The 18,449-nt window shown below is 44.6% G+C and carries 20 protein-coding genes; 8 read left to right on the top strand and 12 right to left on the bottom strand.

Going from position 1 to position 18,449, the window contains the following annotated elements:
- Window positions 1-44 precede the first annotated feature (44 nt).
- The 4 genes from H595_RS0111320 (at window position 45) to H595_RS0111330 (ending at window position 3,431) form a co-directional block, all read left to right on the top strand.
- Window positions 45-851, top strand: a complete 807-nt coding sequence (locus H595_RS0111320; protein WP_027671320.1) for an ATP-binding cassette domain-containing protein — start codon at window positions 45-47, stop codon at window positions 849-851.
- On the top strand, window positions 851-2,053 hold the full coding sequence (locus H595_RS0111325; RefSeq protein WP_027671321.1) for an ABC transporter permease: 1,203 nt from the start codon (window positions 851-853) through the stop codon (window positions 2,051-2,053). The genes H595_RS0111320 and H595_RS0111325 overlap by 1 nt, the downstream gene beginning before the upstream one ends.
- A 139-nt stretch (window positions 2,054-2,192) precedes the next feature.
- The gene (locus H595_RS23845) at window positions 2,193-2,399 is read left to right on the top strand and encodes a bacterioferritin-associated ferredoxin (RefSeq protein ID WP_084153583.1); all 207 of its coding nucleotides are present in this window, start codon (window positions 2,193-2,195) and stop codon (window positions 2,397-2,399) included.
- Between the two features lie 132 nt (window positions 2,400-2,531).
- Window positions 2,532-3,431 (top strand): aspartoacylase, encoded by a 900-nt coding sequence (locus H595_RS0111330; RefSeq protein ID WP_027671322.1) that lies wholly within the window; start codon window positions 2,532-2,534, stop codon window positions 3,429-3,431.
- A 50-nt stretch (window positions 3,432-3,481) separates the two neighbouring features.
- Here the strand turns inward: H595_RS0111330 and gloA are convergent, their stop codons facing one another.
- Complete coding sequence (gene gloA, locus H595_RS0111335; RefSeq protein WP_027671323.1) at window positions 3,482-3,883, bottom strand: lactoylglutathione lyase; 402 nt, start codon at window positions 3,881-3,883, stop codon at window positions 3,482-3,484.
- A gap of 199 nt (window positions 3,884-4,082) precedes the next feature.
- Between gloA and H595_RS0111340 the strand changes: the two genes are divergently transcribed.
- Window positions 4,083-4,997 carry a DUF808 domain-containing protein gene (locus H595_RS0111340; protein WP_027671324.1) on the top strand — a complete coding sequence of 305 codons (915 nt, stop codon included), beginning with the start codon at window positions 4,083-4,085 and terminating at the stop codon, window positions 4,995-4,997.
- A gap of 39 nt (window positions 4,998-5,036) precedes the next feature.
- On the opposite strand, the gene H595_RS0111345 is transcribed toward H595_RS0111340, so the two are convergent.
- From H595_RS0111345 to H595_RS0111360, 4 genes are all read right to left on the bottom strand, one after another.
- Window positions 5,037-5,483, bottom strand: coding sequence for a hypothetical protein (locus H595_RS0111345; protein WP_027671325.1), 447 nt, complete (start codon window positions 5,481-5,483; stop codon window positions 5,037-5,039).
- A gap of 135 nt (window positions 5,484-5,618) precedes the next feature.
- On the bottom strand, window positions 5,619-6,695 hold the full coding sequence (locus H595_RS23480; RefSeq protein WP_051219849.1) for an SUMF1/EgtB/PvdO family nonheme iron enzyme: 1,077 nt from the start codon (window positions 6,693-6,695) through the stop codon (window positions 5,619-5,621).
- Window positions 6,696-6,784: 89 nt separating this feature from the next.
- Window positions 6,785-7,942, bottom strand: a complete 1,158-nt coding sequence (locus H595_RS22175; RefSeq protein ID WP_051219850.1) for an SUMF1/EgtB/PvdO family nonheme iron enzyme — start codon at window positions 7,940-7,942, stop codon at window positions 6,785-6,787.
- Between the two features lie 68 nt (window positions 7,943-8,010).
- Window positions 8,011-9,462 (bottom strand): hypothetical protein, encoded by a 1,452-nt coding sequence (locus H595_RS0111360; RefSeq protein ID WP_027671326.1) that lies wholly within the window; start codon window positions 9,460-9,462, stop codon window positions 8,011-8,013.
- A 179-nt stretch (window positions 9,463-9,641) separates the two neighbouring features.
- On the opposite strand from H595_RS0111360, the gene H595_RS0111365 reads away from it, so the two are divergent.
- The 3 genes from H595_RS0111365 (at window position 9,642) to H595_RS0111375 (ending at window position 11,598) form a co-directional block, all read left to right on the top strand.
- Entirely contained in the window at window positions 9,642-10,193 is a 552-nt protein-coding gene (locus tag H595_RS0111365) for a hypothetical protein (RefSeq protein ID WP_027671327.1), read from the top strand.
- Window positions 10,194-10,284: 91 nt separating this feature from the next.
- Entirely contained in the window at window positions 10,285-10,854 is a 570-nt protein-coding gene (locus H595_RS0111370; protein WP_156885967.1) for a hypothetical protein, read from the top strand.
- Window positions 10,855-10,980: 126 nt separating this feature from the next.
- Window positions 10,981-11,598 (top strand): hypothetical protein, encoded by a 618-nt coding sequence (locus H595_RS0111375; protein WP_027671329.1) that lies wholly within the window; start codon window positions 10,981-10,983, stop codon window positions 11,596-11,598.
- 414 nt (window positions 11,599-12,012) lie between these two features.
- Here the strand turns inward: H595_RS0111375 and nth are convergent, their stop codons facing one another.
- The 7 genes from nth to rsxA are packed head-to-tail and all read right to left on the bottom strand — an operon-like array spanning window position 12,013 to window position 18,413.
- Window positions 12,013-12,645: an endonuclease III gene (gene nth, locus H595_RS0111380; RefSeq protein WP_027671330.1), complete on the bottom strand. Its 633-nt coding sequence runs from the start codon at window positions 12,643-12,645 to the stop codon at window positions 12,013-12,015.
- A 12-nt stretch (window positions 12,646-12,657) separates the two neighbouring features.
- On the bottom strand, window positions 12,658-13,353 hold the full coding sequence (locus H595_RS0111385; RefSeq protein ID WP_027671331.1) for an electron transport complex subunit E: 696 nt from the start codon (window positions 13,351-13,353) through the stop codon (window positions 12,658-12,660).
- A gap of 13 nt (window positions 13,354-13,366) precedes the next feature.
- On the bottom strand, window positions 13,367-13,996 hold the full coding sequence (gene rsxG / locus H595_RS0111390; protein WP_027671332.1) for an electron transport complex subunit RsxG: 630 nt from the start codon (window positions 13,994-13,996) through the stop codon (window positions 13,367-13,369).
- Window positions 13,993-15,060, bottom strand: coding sequence for an electron transport complex subunit RsxD (gene rsxD / locus H595_RS0111395; RefSeq protein WP_027671333.1), 1,068 nt, complete (start codon window positions 15,058-15,060; stop codon window positions 13,993-13,995). Before rsxD ends, rsxG begins: the two co-directional genes overlap by 4 nt.
- On the bottom strand, window positions 15,057-17,276 hold the full coding sequence (gene rsxC, locus H595_RS0111400) for an electron transport complex subunit RsxC (protein ID WP_027671334.1): 2,220 nt from the start codon (window positions 17,274-17,276) through the stop codon (window positions 15,057-15,059). The genes rsxD and rsxC overlap by 4 nt, the downstream gene beginning before the upstream one ends.
- A gap of 4 nt (window positions 17,277-17,280) precedes the next feature.
- Window positions 17,281-17,832 carry an electron transport complex subunit RsxB gene (gene rsxB, locus H595_RS0111405; RefSeq protein WP_027671335.1) on the bottom strand — a complete coding sequence of 184 codons (552 nt, stop codon included), beginning with the start codon at window positions 17,830-17,832 and terminating at the stop codon, window positions 17,281-17,283.
- Entirely contained in the window at window positions 17,832-18,413 is a 582-nt protein-coding gene (gene rsxA / locus H595_RS0111410; RefSeq protein ID WP_027671336.1) for an electron transport complex subunit RsxA, read from the bottom strand. Before rsxA ends, rsxB begins: the two co-directional genes overlap by 1 nt.
- Window positions 18,414-18,449: the final 36 nt, after the last annotated feature.

The raw sequence follows: 18,449 nt of genomic DNA on the forward strand, positions 1-18,449 counted from the left end.
CTTCTTGATAATTAAATGTAGAATTATAACGACAGGATGGTTACATGATAGAAATTCAGGAGCTAGCCAAGGCTTTTGCGCTTGGTAAAAGCAGCAAATTATCTGACACCGAAAAACAAGATGTACGTTATAGCAAAGACGCGTTTCATTCAGTGCGTAATGTTAGCTTTAGCTGTGGGCCGGGTGAGGTGTTGGGTTTGCTCGGGCCAAATGGTGCCGGTAAAACCACTACGCTGCGTATGCTATCAACAGCACTAAAGCCAGATGCTGGCTCAGTGTTATTAAATGGTGTCGATGTGTTAAAGCAGCCCGTTAAAGCCAGGCAACAAATTGGCTTTTTATCTGCCGACACCGGCTTATATGGCAAGCTGACTGCCTTTGAAAATATTGCTTATTTTGGCCGTTTACATGGCATGAAAGAAGAGGCCCTAAAGCAACGTATTGATGAGCTATTTACCTTGTTAAACATGCATGACTTTGCCAATCGCCGCGCGGATAATATGTCTACGGGTATGAAGCAAAAGACCGCTATTGCGCGTGCCGTTGTGCACGGGCCTAAAGTCGTTATTCTGGACGAGCCTACAACAGGGCTGGATATTATGACCGTGCAAACGGTATTGGATTTTATCAAAGGCTTAAAAGCTGCTGGTACACCCGTTATTTTCTCTACTCATCATTTAGACGAAGTTGCGTCCTTGTGTGACCGGGTGGTGGTAATTGATAAAGGCGTAAGTGCGTTTAGTGGCGACATTGGCCAGTTTAGAGCGTTGTCTGACAATGGCGATTTGCGTGATGCGTTTTTATCCGTGTTACAAGGCAGTGTTATAACCCAACAGCAAGGAGCAGCATAATGTGGCAGGTTTATTTTAAAGAGCTTACCGAACTAATGCGGGATAAAAAGACGCTGATTTTTGTAATCTTGTTACCAATTTTCATCTTCCCGGTTATCTTTGGTGTTATGGGATTAGTGTTGTCTAGCACGACCAGTAAAGCAATGCAGGAAGAACACCGCTATGTCATTGTAAATGCCGATCAAGCGCCTGATTTTGCTGAAAAGGTGTTTTATCATAAAAATTTTAAACAAGTTAACTCAGATAAAACATCTGAAGCTGATTTAATAGAAGCCATACGCAATGATGAGTTTGATGTTGCTGTGGTGATACCTGCTGATTTTGCGACTAAGCGCCAACAAGTTGAACAGTCTAAATGGCAAATTATTTATAACCAGTCATCACAATTCGATTTTATGTATCGTTACTTTAACGAAATGATGTCTGATTATAATGAAACCTTACAGCGTGCGGCATTAACCCAGCTCAATGTAGATCAAACCAAATTAAGCGCCATTATCAAACCTGTTGATGTTCAGAAGGTAGATACCGCTGCTAAACGCGAAAATATCGGTGAAAAGTTCGGTGCGCTAATTGCGTATATTTTAATTCCGTTGTGTTTGTTAGGAGCATCGTACCCGGCTATTGATATGGGGGCCGGCGAGAAAGAGCGTGGTACGTTGGAAACCTTACTAATTTGTCCAATTAGCCGGGTCAGTATTGTTTTAGGTAAGTTTTTAACCGTGCTGACAACGGGCTTAGTGGGGGCGCTTATTACCGTTGCCAGCTTTGGTATTTGGGGCGCAGTTATTGGCTCCTTAGGCGGTATGGCGGTGGTGCAAGAGGCTATGTCCGCAATCGCAATTACTGAGCTTATTTTAATATTTTCGTTGTTGCTACCCATTTCTGCAGTGTTTGCGGCACTGTTATTGGCTATTTCTATTTATGCCAGAACCTTTAAAGAAGCGCAAAATTACATTAGCCCATTATCAATTTTCATATTTTTGCCGTTAGTTGCGGCAATGATGCCCGGTGTTGAATTAACGGCCATAACCGCATTAGTGCCTATTATGAATGTGGCATTGGCCATTAAAGAGTTAATAAAAGGCACCGCTGATTATGGTTTGTTAGCGTTAATTTTTGCTTCAACCATTGCGTTAGCCACTGCGGCAATTGCATTTTGCGTGCATTGGTTTCAACAAGAAAAAGTGTTATTTCGTTAAAACAAACCAAATTAACTGCAATTACAGAACGCCAGCATTCGCTGGCGTTTTTATTACGAATAGCTCCAGTTTATAAATACTATTGATAATAGTTCTTAATAGTATTAAAATAATTTTGTCTAACTGATGAGGCACTATTATGTACGTTTGTCTTTGTAAAGCGGTGACTGATAAAACCATAAAGCAAAAAGTAGCTGATGGTATAACCACTATGCGCGAGTTAAGAATGTGCACGGGGGCAGGGAGTCAATGCGGTAAATGTACATGCCAGGCAACGCAAATTATTCACAACGAGTTAGTGCGTTTGTCTGACAGTGATCTCAAATTAGCCCAACCTGCAGCATAATTGAATTTATATTCTTTTAATTCGAATTTAAATTCAACTTCTATTCTCTTTCTGCTTAAAGCTGTTCATAATCGTTTCAATACTTTAGGCTAAGCTTAATGCTTAGCTCAACACGAATGAATGGTAATTACGATGACAGACAAAATTAATCAGGTCGCTATTGTTGGCGGGGTGCATGGCAATGAATTTTCGGGTATTTATTTAATTAAAAAGTACCAGGCTTTTCCTCGATTCGCCACACGGAACAGCTTTAATACCGAGCTTGTTTGGGCTAACCCTGAAGCGCATTACGCCAATAAACGTTATTTGCACGCAGATTTAAATCGGCAGTTCAAAAATGCTGATTTAAGTAATCCGGCGCTCGCCAACTATGAACAAAGCCGCGCTAAAGTATTAAATGCGCAGTTGGGGCCTAAGGGCAACGCCAAAACTGATCTGTTGATCGATTTACATAACACCACCAGCAATATGGGCGCTTGCTTAATTTTAACGCAAGCCGGGCCGTTTTATAATCGGCTGGCGGCTTATGTCAAAATGGTGATGCCAGAAGCCATCATCTCACGGGATGAAGATCATTTCGCCGCAGAAGACCATGCGTTAATGTGTACAGTAGGCCGCTATGGGATTTTGGTTGAAGTAGGGCCGCAATCTCAATCCGTTTTGCGTCAGGATATTCTGGAATTGATGCACACGATGACACAACATATCCTCGATTTCGTTGAGTTATACAATAGTAATAGTTTGCCTGAACTACCCAAGCACACTGAAGCGTTTCGTTATTTACATAGCATCAAATTACCGATGAATGAAAAAGGCGAACGTATTGGTATGGTACATAAAAATGTGCAAGACAATGACTACCAACCGATAAACCCGGGTGATCCAATATTTACTTTGTTTGACGGCTCTGAAATTTGTTACGACGGCGATGTTACGGTGTACCCTACCTTTATTAACGAAGCGGCGTATTACGACAATAATCTGGCGATGTCGCTAAATGAAAAAGTACTGATTACCCTGGAAGATGCGTAAAAACTTATGATAAGGCCACAGATCATAGAATCTCTGGCCTGTGGCGGATATTATAGCGTTTCATAACGTTCTTTCTTTTGGATCAATTCAATAGCGTAGTTGTCGGGGTCACGTACAAAAGCAATTTCTGTGCTGCCGCCTTTTACCGGACCGGGCTCACGGCTTATTACGCCGCCTTTGGCACGAATTTTATCGCAAGCTTCATACACATTTTCAACTTCCAGCGCGATATGGCCATAAGCATTGCCTAAATCGTAACTGTCGGTATCCCAGTTGTAAGTTAGCTCCAGCACAGTGTGCTCACTTTCATCGCCATAACCAACAAAGGCCAGCGTGTATTTGTATTCGGTATTTTCCGACTGCCGTAATAGTTTCATGCCCAATACTTCAGTGTAAAAGGCGATAGATTTTTCCAGGTTACCCACGCGTAGCATGGTATGTAGCATTCGCATACAAACTCCTATTCGGTTTTGGCTCTAAACTTACCTATATTTTCAATATTATAATTGCCACAACGTGGTTTTCGGACAACACAGCTATAACCGTAATATACCGTGATGTGCCATGTCGCCAATAGCTGCAACATAACATGTACAAATCCGGCTAACCTCATTATGCTGAAATATTTATTGATAATAAAAGGATTTATTTGTGGCTGCAGCTAATCTTCTCGCCCTCATTGATGACATTGCTACTTTGCTTGACGACGTCGCCGTGCTGTCAAAAGTGGCAGTTAAGAAAACCGCAGGTGTGCTGGGCGACGATCTGGCGTTAAACGCAAATCAGGTGACTGGTGTTAAACCTGAGCGGGAAATTCCCGTGGTGTGGGCGGTAGCAAAAGGTTCTTTTCTCAACAAACTTATTTTAGTTCCAGCAGCATTGCTGATAAGCGCCTTTTTACCGGTACTCATCACCGTGTTGCTTATTCTGGGCGGTTTATATCTATGTTATGAGGGCGCAGAAAAAGTTATACACCGGTTTTTCCTGCATCAATCGCCGGTGGAGCGTGAAACCCGACTTAAGGCGTTAGCAGATGACAATATCGACATTGTTGCGCTGGAAAAAGAAAAAATAAAAGGCGCAATTCGTACTGACTTTATTCTGTCTGCCGAGATTGTGGTCATTGCACTTGGCAGCGTAAAACAAGCCGATTTTATTACTCAGGTAGGCGTGCTCAGTGCTGTTTGTATTGCGATCACTATAGGCGTTTACGGTCTGGTGGCGGCAATAGTGAAAATGGATGACGCGGGTTTATACCTGCTTAGAAAAGCAGTTAGCGGCAAGTGGAATAACATACAACGCATGCTGGGTCGGGGATTGCTAATAGCGGCGCCACTACTGATGAAGGCGCTGGGTATTATAGGTACTCTGGCGATGTTTCTGGTCGGTGGCGGTATCCTTAGCCATAACATTACCGTGCTTCTCCATCTGTCATTAGCTGTGCTGCAAGCCGCCCCGGCACTCAGCTGGTTTATATCGTTGTTATTTGACGGTTTCACAGGATTTGTCGCCGGTGTTATTGTCCTGGGCAGTTGGAGCCTGATTGCCCGCTGGCGAAAAAGCTAGCAGCCACGCTGGCTTATAAGCAGCTTATATTCTTCTACTTTATTCGCCTTGAGTGACTAACAGACGCGCCCGTTCTATTTCAGCGTGGTATTGATCATAGGCAAACACCAAAGGCGGTAAGCCTGAATAATTCCAAAACAGGCCTTGCGAGGCTTTGTTTTTATCTGCACGAAACGGATTGCGCCAGCGGTGCCACATCACATAATCGGCGTTAATGTCTTTTATTATCTCAACGGTTACGGTGATAAACCAACAAAATGGGTCGGGGCAGGTGCATACAAAGGGCACTACTTTACTACTGTTATCAATAAGTGATTTTAAACTTAAGCCTGGTTGGTAGTCGCCCGCTATTCTGCCAGCAAAAGCGGTTTCATAATCACTCAGCACAGGTAAATATGGCTGGTAATCAACCAATAACTCAAACACCTGCTCACGCCCTTCATGCGGGTGGAGCCTTAACCCAAAGTGTTGTAACTCAGCGGGCATCATCTTCCTGTGAAAAATCGTACCCGCTACGCGGGTATGCTGTTCAAACTTGTTTTATTATCCATCTACTGCGCTTTAAATCTAAAAAAGGACAAAGCATAAAGCGCTGCGCGCAAAAGGATACGCTCGCTGCGCTCACTGAAGGTCCTGGGCTAAACGAAAGCCGCGGGAGGAGGAGCGAACAGAGGCCGAAGGCCAGTTGCGGAAAGCCGAACGCAAGCCGGACGGAGCATTGTACCAGGAGCCGCCCCGCACCACACGGCGTGAACAATCGCCAGCTTGCCAGGCGCTGCCAGTACTGGGGGCACCACTGTAGCTGTCATTCCAGCAATCCTGTGTCCACTCCCACACGTTACCGTGCATGTCATATAAACCAAAGGCGTTGGGCCTAAAGCTTTTAACCGGCGCTGTTTGTTTGTCATCCCACTGACTGCCACAACCATCACAGTTGGCATTGTTACGCCCTACGTCGTTGCCCCAACTGTACTGAGTGGTGCTACCCGCACGCGCCGCATACTCCCACTCTGCCTCACTGGGCAGGCGAAAGGTTTGGCCTGTGGCGCGATTAAGCCAAGGAACAAATTCCGTTGTAACATCATTCCAACTCACATTTATCACCGGGCGATTACCTCTGCCCCAGGCTCCATCATCTGGTTTGTGGCTACAGCCCCCTGCGGCCACACAGGCATCCCACATGGCAAAGGTCACTTCACTTTCCATTAATTTAAAAGCATTGATAGTTACTCGATGGATGGGCTGTTCGTCAGCATCACCATCATTACTGCCCATCATAGAACTACCTGCGGGGATGGTTATCATGCCAATGCCAAACTTACTTTTTAATGCGCCACTATTCTTTTCTAATTCAATTGCGCTGTTTATTTTACGCAAATAAGAGGCCATTTCTCGGCCTTGCTCATCGCTAGACTGATAGCTAAAAAACCGGTCTAGCTCGGCTTTGGCTTTATCCAATTTGTTTTGCTCAAAGTAGGTTTTTACCTTTAAGGCAGACAATCGTGCATTGCTGCTGCCGAGCAGGTCCTCGACGTTTTTAATCGATGCCAGTACTTCATCGTATTGCTTGGCCTCAAAGGCTTCTAGGGCGACAAAATAATAAGCCTTGGCTTGATTGTCTTTCGAGGATTGCGCGTGCAGGCTAAGTGGTGCAAGGCTTAATAGTATGCTGATAAGCAAGGTGTTAACTACTCTCATTGTGTGACTCTCCGTGTTTTTCTTTTTACTATCTTTTTATTAGAGATACAGAATAAAGCGCTGCACGCAAAAGTATACGCTCGCGTTGCTCACTGAATGTCCTGGGCTAAACGAAAGCCGAGACCCCAGAGACGTGTCTTTAAGGAAATGTAGTCGCGACCAGCAGAACGCTGGTAGTTCGAATCCATGGCCCAGGAGCCACCGCGCTTAACCCGTTTTGCACAGTCTCCACTTGTCCAGGCTTGGCCATTGCTCGGTGCGCCGTTATAATTTTCGTTCCAGCAATCTTGGATCCACTCCCCCACATTGCCATGCATGTCGTAAAGACCAAAAGCGTTAGCCTGATAACTTTTGACCGGCACGGTTTTTCCACCTTTACCGCATTCGCCACCGTCTTTATAAGAAGACTGACCATATCGAGCCAGTGAGCAATTAATACTATCGCCCCAGCTGTATTTTGTGGTGGAGCCTGCGCGCGCGGCGTATTCCCATTCCGCTTCGCTCGGCAGGCGATAGGTTTGGCCGGTAAGTTTATTTAGCCAAGGAATAAACTGCTGGGTGATATCGTTATAGCTGACTTTGATAACCGGGCGGTTACCTCTACCCCAACCCTCATCATCCGGTTTGTGCCAACAACCCCCAGCACTGATACAGGCATCCCACTGGGCAAATGTGACCTCGCCTTCCATTAGTTTAAAAGTGTTTATATTTACCTGGTGAACAGGTTTTGTGTCCTGAATACCAAAATAATAAGTATCATAATTACTGCCCATCATAAAACTGCCTGCAGGGATGGTTACCATCCCCAGTGTTTTGACTAACCTAGCTATTTCAGCCTCTTTTTCTGCTTTTAATTTCAGCAACTTTGCTGCCTCTGCTTCCTTCTCTTTTTCTATTTGCGCTTTAGCACTCTCTATTTTACGCAAATAAGAGGCCATTTCTCGGCCTTGCTCATCACTTGATTGGTAACTAAAAAAAGTATCGAGTTCGGCTTTGGCTTTATCCAATTTGTTTTGCTCAAAGTAGGTTTTTACCTTTAAGGCAGACAATCGTGCATTGCTGCTGCCGAGCAGGTCCTCGACGTTTTTAATCGATGCCAGTACTTCATCGTATTGCTTTGCTTCAAAGGCTTCTAGGGCGACAAAATAATAAGCCTTGGCTTGATTGTCTTTCGAGGATTGCGCGTGCAGGCTAAGTGGCGCAAGGCTCAGAATTATGACGATAAGCAGGGTGTTAACTACTCTCATTGGGTGACTCTCCATGTTTTTTTGTTTTCTTTAGTTTGTGCTTGTGTATTTTTAGGTTTATAAGCTGACTATTGCCGTTTGTAGCCTTGGCGCACATAATCTTGAATAACTTTCTCCATGTCGTTCATTACTCTGTTTTTGCACTGTTGCGATTTTTCCGCCTTATTATTTGCACTTCTTTGCTTGCAAGCTTGGTCGCAGTTGTCATTTGTTACCGTTAAATAAAACCCAGTATGATTTCCGGCTCTTCCACTCACCTGCATCGTTGGGGTGGTTAAATATTCCCCTGTTTTTGATACCATGGCTTTTTTACGAATAAAGACTGTGTAAGACCAATACTCATCATCCCCCCAATACTCACATTTTTCGCCTTGCTCCCACTTTGAGTCAAATTCCACCTCGGCCAAGCCATCCCGGTACGAAACAATCTGCCAATCCCGAAAGGGGATGAGGACTTTACCATTTTTAGCCACTACGCCTTGTTTGCCGTCTTTTTTGGTTATTGCAAAATCATCCTTGTCGAGAGCGCCATCTTCACCAGACCAGTATCCGTCTTTGGATTTATCGTTTTTACTGTCCGCACCGTCCCAAAAATCATCTTTTTTGCTACTGCTGTTACTTACTTGTGCGTCACTGCCACCCGACCAAAAATCATCATCTTTTTGGGAGTCTGTTTTGGCGGTATCATCTTCACCACTCCAAAAGTCATCGTCTTTTTTGTTCGTTTTGTTTTGTTTGTCTTTTCGTTCTTGCAAGGCTTTTGCGATAGCGGCGATTTCAGATTTAGGCCATTGAATCTCAGTAATAGAAACTTTTACGCCAATCAATTGGTTAGTGTTGATGAACTTGTTTTTAAGGCTAGTTAAACGCGCTTTTTTTTGAGTCGCTGAGAGGGCATCAAATTCTTTCGGATCGGCTTTTTGCCTGCTTAGTGAGTTGGCGGAGTAGTGGTAATGTATAAAATCATTCCAAGTTTGAGGGCTACCAGGTACAGGGTCGCTGACTAACTGACCACTGCCGCCATACAACAGTTTACTATCCGGTATGTCATAGAAAAAATGTTCAGACTCATAACCCGAATTTCCCTCTTTTCTGCGCGCAGTCCCTTCAAGTCGAAGATTAATTTTAGTTGGTTTGATTACATCAAAACGATGCAATAAATCTTTGTGGGCAAGTAAATCTGCACGTTTTAAAAAAGTAGGCTGGTTCTTATCGCCATAAGGGTATTTGTTATCGCGGGATTTCCAACCAAAGGCATAAAGTTCAATGGGTTCGCCCATGGAAGTCCACCACTGGAATTGTAAGGTGAAGCCCTGCATATAATCAAAGTCACCATAGCCTTTAATTTGCCCGTGAAAACGCTTATTGGCATTTAACTGAATGGTGGCGCTGTAATCTTCACTGTTTTTACTATCATAATCGTCCCAATTTGAGCTTGCGAACGTTGGTAAGGTAAATACAGCGGCCAAACAGGTGATGGCGATGACTCTTGCAATACTAAGCTTGAATTTTTCTAGCATTTTTTCTTCTTATTTTAAAAAAGCTCGTTGGTAATTAACGAGCAGTAATATCAGTCGAGCATCACTAATTAAGACTAGCGGCACAAAAAATATACTAATAACCATTAATGAATATAAAATCAAATTTTCTGCCTTTAGGTTAAAAGTGGAATGTAAATAGAATGATTAGGATGAGCAGAATGATTAAGTCACTGATATGTATCAGTCTAGTTGTTATGACGGCCTGCGCAGTGCAAAAGAGAGAAAAAGCTGATATTGCAGATTTTTTACCTGCCACAGTTAGTGCCACAGTAAATCTGCCGCTTGAATGTAAAACCATTCCTACTCGTCATGAGCAAATATGTGTAGCCACCACACAAGCCAAGTTTAACCCCGTAAACGATGTGGTGTTTTATCATCGTGATAAACAACAGCAATTAACCTTGCTTCACGCTAAACATGGCGATATAGCATTGATGTGGCTACATGGTTTTTCAACAGGGGGTAAATACACCATTATGGGTGAAGCCGAAGAAGGCCACCCCAGTTTTATTATTTACCTGACAGATGCGTATTTAAGCAACGCCTCAACTGTTAAGCCTGTTGCGGTGATTTCAGACTATTTTATTGCCAGCTTAGAAAGCTTGGATGATAACGGCATGGCCGAAATAAGGTTTTTAGATAGCAATGGCTGTGATAAGCCAGAGGCTTTAGGCTGCAGCGGTATTATTGATATATTTAAGCAAGACTGAGCGTATTATCACGCCATCAGTTGCACTAAACACCCCTGGCACTTAGTCTTTGCTGTTGTATTTTATTCATTTTGCAAGAGGCATTTTACTTATGCGATTTTTGTCCTTTTTGTCAGCGTTGATATTGGCAAGTATCACCTTTAGCGTGCACGCTGACTCAACTAGCAATACCAAGCAATCCCTACAAGCGCAGAATAGAAAGTTTGCAGAGACATTGTGTACAAGAATTCATTTTGCAAGAAATGCAACAGGCGAAGACATTCCTACCTTGATTAAAAATGAATTTGCTAAACATCTAGGCATTAACGTCACTGACCCAGACTATCAAACCAAGGTCACCCAGTTTTGGAATGCCAACCAAACTGATTTTATTTGTTCGGGTAAACTCAATACACAATACCGCGAGTCAGAGCACTTGTTAAAACGTATGATTAACTTGAATGAGGACAGTAATTTTTTCTATAACTTCTTACTTGATGATATGAATGTTCGGGTTAATGCGTTAGAAAATGTTGATGGCAAACCAGAAACGGTAATCGACTTTATTGACAAGATTTTACTGACGCCTGAAAAGCAACGGTATTACAGTTTTGACAAACTCAAAAGATTGAGAACAATGTTAGTCGATTACTATGGCGCTAAAAAAGCCGTAGATTTGTAGCCAACTTTGGCGTCGAAAGATTCAAATTTTGAGTGTTTCTTTCTCGCGTCTTTGCTGAGATTGCAAGCTTTAGGCATCATTAGCATTGATGTTGTAACGTCAATTTAAGGTATAACAGGGGCATATATGGCAATTTACAGCAAAGGACTTCATTTATTATGCAGTGTTATTTTTGCACTGGCTGCTAACTCAGCAGCATTGGCTAAATCATCAAGTTCCGCAACAACTGACAACATGGGTAGTGTTACCTCCGTCTCCTTGGCTAAAAATGAGCAGAATAGAAAGTTTGCACAAGACCTTTGTTTTGCTGTGCATCATGCTAGAAACATGTCAGGCGAAGACATCCCCACCCTGATTAAAAACGAATTTGCCAAACACCTAGGCATTAACGTCACTGACCCAGACTATCAAACCAAGGTCACCCAGTTTTGGAATACCAACCAAAACGATTTTATTTGTTTGGGGAAAATCAATACACAATACCGCGAGTCAGAGCACTTGCTAAAACGTATGATTAATCTTGGGGAAGACAGTAATTTTTTCTATCGTTTTTTACTTAAAGATAAGCAGGTTGATGTTAACGCAGTCGAATATGTTGATGGCGAGCCTGAAACGATTATTGATTTTATCGATAAGATTTTACTGACGCCTGAAATGCAACGATATTACAGTGTTAAAGAACTCCAAAAATTGAGAAAAAATTTAATCAAACATTTTGGCGCTAAAAAAGCGGTAGATTTGTAATAACGATAGCTTGAGTTGCCAGATTAAAGCTGCTTCCTGTGTGGGCTATACAGATAAAAATACGACGGTTAAGAATACTGCTGCTCTTTACCCTTAACGCAGGTCCTGCTTTAACCTTATTTATTGCCATTAAACAGGGCAGCAAGAAAAATCAACCCACGCCAGATGGGGGCGGGCAGAAAGCGCCATCTTAAGATACCAAGCGCAGACCGAAATTGGCGCAATTAGTATTATGAATACAAACTTGGCAGGGCAGCGGTCAAAAGCAAAATGATAAGGTGTTGCTGTAGTTTTTGAAGACAGAAGCACTTTAATATGGCACTCGGCAACTAATGCATGCTTGGTCGCGTCTGACAGTCAACGCGGTTAACCCAGATTGTCAGCGTGGTATTGAAGCAATTATGTTGACTGTAATTATTCGGTTTTATCTTTAAACTCACACAAATCTTCAATCAGGCAGCTGCCACATTTCGGTTTACGTGCCACGCAGGTGTAGCGTCCGTGAAGAATTAACCAGTGGTGTACGTCGAGTTTAAACTCGGCGGGCACCACTTTAAGCAATTTGTGTTCGACTTCGTCGACATTTTTACCCGGTGCCAGTTTGGTGCGGTTGGATACGCGGAAAATATGGGTATCAACGGCGATAGTTGGCCATTTAAAGGCAGTATTAAGCACCACATTTGCGGTTTTACGGCCAACGCCGGGCAGGGCTTCTAAGGCCTCCCTGTTTTCGGGTACTTTACCACCATGTAGTTCTACTAACATACGGCAGGTTTTAATGGCGTTTTCAGCTTTGGTGTTAAATAAACCGATGGTTTTAATGTAGTGCTTCAGACCATCAACACCCAGATTTAACATTGCCTGGGGGGTGCGAGCGACAGGGAACAGATGTTTGGTCGCCTTATTTACCCCAACATCAGTCGCTTGTGCGGATAACAGCACGGCTATCAACAATTCAAACGGCGAGCTGTATTCAAGCTCGGTGGTTGGATGTGGATTTTGTGCTCTAAGCCGGCTTAATATTTCAATACGTTTTTGTTTATTCATAAGGTCGTTGCGTTATTGCGCCGCGCCGGTAACCCGGGCGCGGGCGATACTGCCTTTTTCAATAGCGTTTTGTTGTTTGATCCGGTTATCGATGACATTTTTCAACGCGATAAGTAGCCCCATGCCGATAAACGCGCCAGGCGGTAACATGGCCAACAGAAAATGGCTGTCGACAGTAAATAGCTCTATGCGCAGCCCCTTCGCCCAGCTGCCGAACAATAAATCAGCGCCATCAAATAAGGTGCCCTGACCAAGTATTTCACGCATACCACCGAGGATAAGCAATACCAGTAAAAAGCCTAAACCCATCATAATGGCATCCAACGCTGAGGGCAGTACGGCATTTTTTGAGGCAAACGCTTCTGCCCGGCCAATAATGGCGCAGTTGGTAACAATAAGCGGAATAAAAATCCCCAACGATTCATATAAGCCAAAGGTATAGGCATTCATCATTAGCTGAACAACAGTGACTAAGCTGGCAATGATCAAAACAAACACCGGGATCCGTATTTCATTGGCAATATGATTGCGTACCAGTGATACGGCAACGTTAGATCCAAGTAATACCAGTAAGGTTGCTAAACCTAGCCCTAACGCGTTTGTTATTGTTGAGGTGACAGCCAATAGCGGACACAGGCCAAGCAATTGCACCAGGCCAGGGTTATTTTTCCACAAACCCTGTAGGGTTAATTCTTTCAATTGGCTCATACGCTTTGGCACCTTATTCCGTGGGGCAGTTGGCAGTCAATGTGGCCAGTTCAGGATGTTGTTGTACAAATAACACGGCATTTCTAACTGCATTGACTACAGCACGCGGCGTTATCGTTGCGCCTGTAAACTGGTCAAAATTGCCACCGTCTTTGCGCACAGCCCATTGCTGTGCATTGTCTTCAGTCACACTTTTACCGCTAAAACTAAGTATCCATGGCGAACGGCGGCTTTCTATTTTGTCTCCAAGGCCAGGCGTTTCCTGATGGCTTAAAACTCTGGTGCCCAGCACGGTGCCGTTAGGGTCTATCGCAACAATTAAATCAATATTACCGCTGTAGCCAGCTGGTGCGGTTGCTGCAATAACGTAGGCTGCCAGCTCGTTTTCTTTGCGCCAGCGATACATTGTTTGAGCTTCTGATCGGCCGAGAAGTTCTTCATCGGTCACCATCACACAGTCGTGCAGCAGAGCCTGGTTAATTTCAACACCCGGTAACACTTCTGCCAATATGGCCATTTTGTTGGCTAGTTTTTGCTCGCTAATACGTGGCGCGGTTAGCTGATTAACCACACTGAGAATAGCAACACAAAATATGGCTACTGCGCCAAGTGCCAGAGCATTTTTACTGACTACTCTGATCATTTTAGTTCGCTCCGGGTACGATGGCCGTATGTGCGTGGCCGGGTGTAGTAGTCAATCAGTGGCACGGCCATATTGGCTAACAAAACAGCAAACGCATAAGCATCTGGATAGCCGCCGAAATTACGTATTAAAAATACGATTACACCAATGGCTGCACCAAAGATCAGTCGGCCACGGTTTGTTGTCGATGCAGATACGGGGTCTGTGGCAATAAAAAAAGCCGCCAGCATAGTGCCGCCGCTAAACAAATGAAATAATGGGCCGGCAACAGTGTCAGGAGATGCCAAACTTGCAATACCAGACAACAAAAACAGTGCTGCTAAAATAGATACCGGAATGCGCCAGCTGATGATTTTCTGCTGGATCAATAATATGCCACCAGCAAGATAAGCTAAATTGACCCACAACCAACCAGTACCGGCAAAGCTAAAAAACACCGGTCGTTGCATGGACTCACTTAATGTTAAGCCGCGGCTGAGATCGGTGCGTAAGGTATCTAACGGCGTTGCCATTGTTATGCCGTCTACGCTAGTTTGCAGTTGCGTTAAACTAAAACCACTACAGCTAAACTGGGTGAAAATACTGCATACGGCATCTAGTGGTGTTAAATCAACACTTTGGAGTGACATTGGCGGTAACCACTGCGTCATTTGCAACGGAAATGACACCAACAGTAAAACATAAGCTGCCATAGCGGGGTTAAACAGGTTATGCCCAAGGCCGCCATATAGCTGCTTAACCATAATGATGGCGAAGGCGGTACCAATAACGATTATCCACCATGGGGCGTAGGGCGGTATGGCAACGGCAAGTAATACTGCGGTTAGCAAAGCGCTGTTGTCCTTAAGGCGTGGCATTATTGCTTTTTTGCGCAGGACTAGGATCAATGCTTCGCTAAGCCAAGCTGTAATGATGGCTAATAAAAGCTGAATTAATACACCATAGCCAAATAAAACGGCTTGTACTGCAATACCAGGCAAACACGCAAGCACCACTAACCGCATAATTTGAGCTGTACTGCGTTGGTTATGCTGATGCGGTGAACTGGCTATTTTAAAACTCATGAGTTCTCACTATCTGCTTGTTTACGAGCCTTAGCTCGCGCTATCGCCGCTGCTATAGCGGCTTTACGCGGGTCTTCTGCTACAACCGTTTCTGCCACAACTGTTTCTGGCACAACCGGGTCAGTTGTGCTGGCTTCGGTTTGTTCTGTCGGTTCGGCATTGGCTTGTTTTTTAGCTTTAGCACGAGCCAGAGCTGCGGCGACGGCAGCCTTGCGTGGATCTTCTATTGCTGAAGCTGCGTTAGACTCTACGGCTGATTTATTTACTGCATCTGCTGCAATTAGTGGCGCAGTGGTTTCAGTTTCAGTTTTAGTTTCACTTTCAGTTTCAGTTTGCGCTTGTTGTTTAGCTTTAGCCCGTGCAATAGCTGCAGCAATTGCTGCTTTGCGTGGATCAGCCTCAGCTGCTCGCACTGGTTTGTTCATTTCGTCAACGCTTTGAGCCGGCTTTATTAGTTGTTCAGGTTTTTGCGCTGCTTTTTTAGCCTGAGCGCGGGCAATTGCAGCGGCTACAGCAGCGGCTTTGCTGTCAGTGCTATTGCTTGTAGCAGGCGTTTGGCTGTGTTGTTCAGCGTGCTCTTCAACGGCTTGCTGTTGCGCTTTTTGCTGCTGATATTCGCGAGCCTGCTGTTTTTTCAATTCACGCTCGGCCAGTATTTGTGCTTTATTTTGCTCATCCTGTGGTGCAGCTTGAGCTTGCTTGGCTTTAATACGCGCCAGAGCGTCAGCGACGGCATTGCCAGCACCGGATGTTTGTTGCTGTTGTCGTGCAGCAGCTAACTGTTGATTTCGCTCGAGTCGCTCCTGCTTTTCACGTTCTAATCGTTCATTGCGTGCTTCAAATCGTGCTTTGGCCTGCTCGGCTTTCAACGCTTCACGTTGTTGCTCGCGTATATCTGCTTTGGCAACACGATAATATTGCACCAACGGAATCTCACTGGGGCAAACATATGCACAGGCACCACATTCAATACAGTCGGCAAGGTTATATTCTGCTAGTTTTTCATTGTCTCGTGCTTTGCTGTACCAAAGCAGTTGCTGCGGTAATAAAGACGCTGGGCATGCATCTGCACAAGCGCTGCAGCGAATGCAGTCCATTTCCTCTGTTGCAGCCGGGAGTTCTGCCACGGTAGGAGCTAAAATGCAGTTGGTGGTTTTTACCACGGGCACACTTAAATCGGGCAGGGTAAAGCCCATCATAGGGCCGCCCATAATAATGCGCTGTTTATGTTCAGGTTGAAAACCACAGGCATCTAACAAGTCTGAAACGGGCGTGCCTAGCAAAGCTAATACATTTTGTTGTTGGGACAGCGTATCGCCCGCTACTGTAACAATACGGGATATTAGCGGGTGGTCGTCTAAAACAGCCTGAGCAACAGCAAACGCGGTGCCGACATTTTGCATAACGATACCAATGTCTATAGGGCGCCGTCCATTGGGAACTTCTTTATTGGTAAGTAGCTGGATCAGTTGTTTTTCACCACCTGACGGGTACTTCGTTGGTACCGTGCGAACATAATAATGCTCGCGTTGGCTGCAAGCCGCTTTCATGGCTGCGGTTGCAATCGGTTTATCATCTTCTATGCCGATTAACACTGCTTTGGGGCTTAACAGCCGGCAAAGAATGTCTATACCTTTAACGATAGTGGTGGCGGCTTCCTGCATCAGTAAATCATCAGCACTTATGTAAGGTTCGCATTCTACTGCATTTATGATTAAATAATCGACCGGCTGCGCCACGCCACTTTTTAAATGTGTTGGGAAGCCTGCGCCGCCCATGCCAGCAATACCGCTGTCTTGGATACGGTTGAGTAACTGAACTTTGTCACAGTGACTAATATTTAATGGTTCACGTACTCGCCACTCATCCAAACCATCTGGAGCAAGGACTAACGTGAGCTCAGGCAGTGCTGACGGGTGAGGGCTGGTATGCGGGGCAATACTTAGCACCACGCCAGACGTAGGGGCATGAACAGGCACTGCCATTGAATTATCTGCGCTGGTAAGCGCTTGGCCTTTTAATACTCGTTGGCCAATCTGCACCAATAATTGCCCGGGTACACCAATATGCTGTCGCAGAGGGATATACAAACGATCTGGCATCGGCAGAGTGGCAATAGGTTTTTGGTTGGTTTGTGTTTTGCGTGCAGGTGGATGTATACCGCCATGAAAATCCCATACGGTACCGGCCTGAATTTGCTTAAATAAACTTGGCACGACTTTACTCCACCACTTTTACAGGAATTGCTGTAAGGTCCCACTTCCAGCGATCTGTTGTCGCCGGTAGCGGTATCATATCAATACAATCTACCGGGCAAGGCTCAACACACAGATCACAACCGGTGCATTCGTCAACCAAAACGGTATGCATTAGTTTTGAGGCGCCAACAATGGCATCAACCGGACAAGCTTGAATGCATTTGGTACAACCAATACATTCATCTTCCCGAATGTATGCCACGCGTTTTACATTTTCTGTTTGAGCTTCATTTAATGGTTTTACGTCAACGCCCATTAAATCGGCCAATTTACGAATGGTTGCCTCGCCGCCTGGAGGACATTTATTAATATCATCACCATCGGCAATGGCTTGGGCATAAGGTTTGCAGCCTGGATAACCACATTGACCACACTGTGTTTGTGGCAGTAGGTCGTCAATCTGCTCAACTAATGGGTCAGTTTCTACTTTAAATCGAATAGCGGCGTAACCCAGTACCGCGCCGAATACCAGCGCCAGTAATCCAATGGAAATAAGTGCAGATAGTATTGTCATCAGACTTTCACCAAACCGGTAAAGCCCATAAATGCCAGTGACATTAAACCCGCCGTGATCATGGCAATGGCTGCGCCTTTAAACGGCACTGGCACATCGGCAGCAACAAGGCGTTCGCGCATGGCAGCAAATAAAATTAATACTAGAGAAAAGCCCACTGCAGCTCCAAACCCATACACCACCGAATTAATGAAGTTGTGCCTTTCGTTAACATTTAATAAGGCCACCCCAAGTACGGCACAGTTAGTGGTGATTAAGGGTAAAAAAATACCGAGCAAACGGTACAAGGTTGGGCTGGTTTTATGCACGACCATCTCAGTAAACTGTACCACTACAGCGATAACCAGAATAAATGCAAGGGTGCGTAAATAGAGTAAATCTAACGGTGCCAGCAAATAATGGTCGACTAAATAGCTACATAAAGAGGCAAGGGTTAGAACAAAGGTCGTGGCAAGCGACATACCTATAGCGGTTTCTAGTTTACCGGACACGCCCATAAACGGACATAGGCCGAGAAATTTCACCAGCACAAAATTGTTCACTAGTACGGTACTGATTAACAACAGCAGAAATTCAGTCATCGTATCGCTCAGGGGAAAATAAGGGCTATATTATGC

The sequence above is a fragment of the Rheinheimera baltica DSM 14885 genome (assembly GCF_000425345.1).
GTDB lineage: Bacteria > Pseudomonadota > Gammaproteobacteria > Enterobacterales > Alteromonadaceae > Alishewanella > Alishewanella baltica.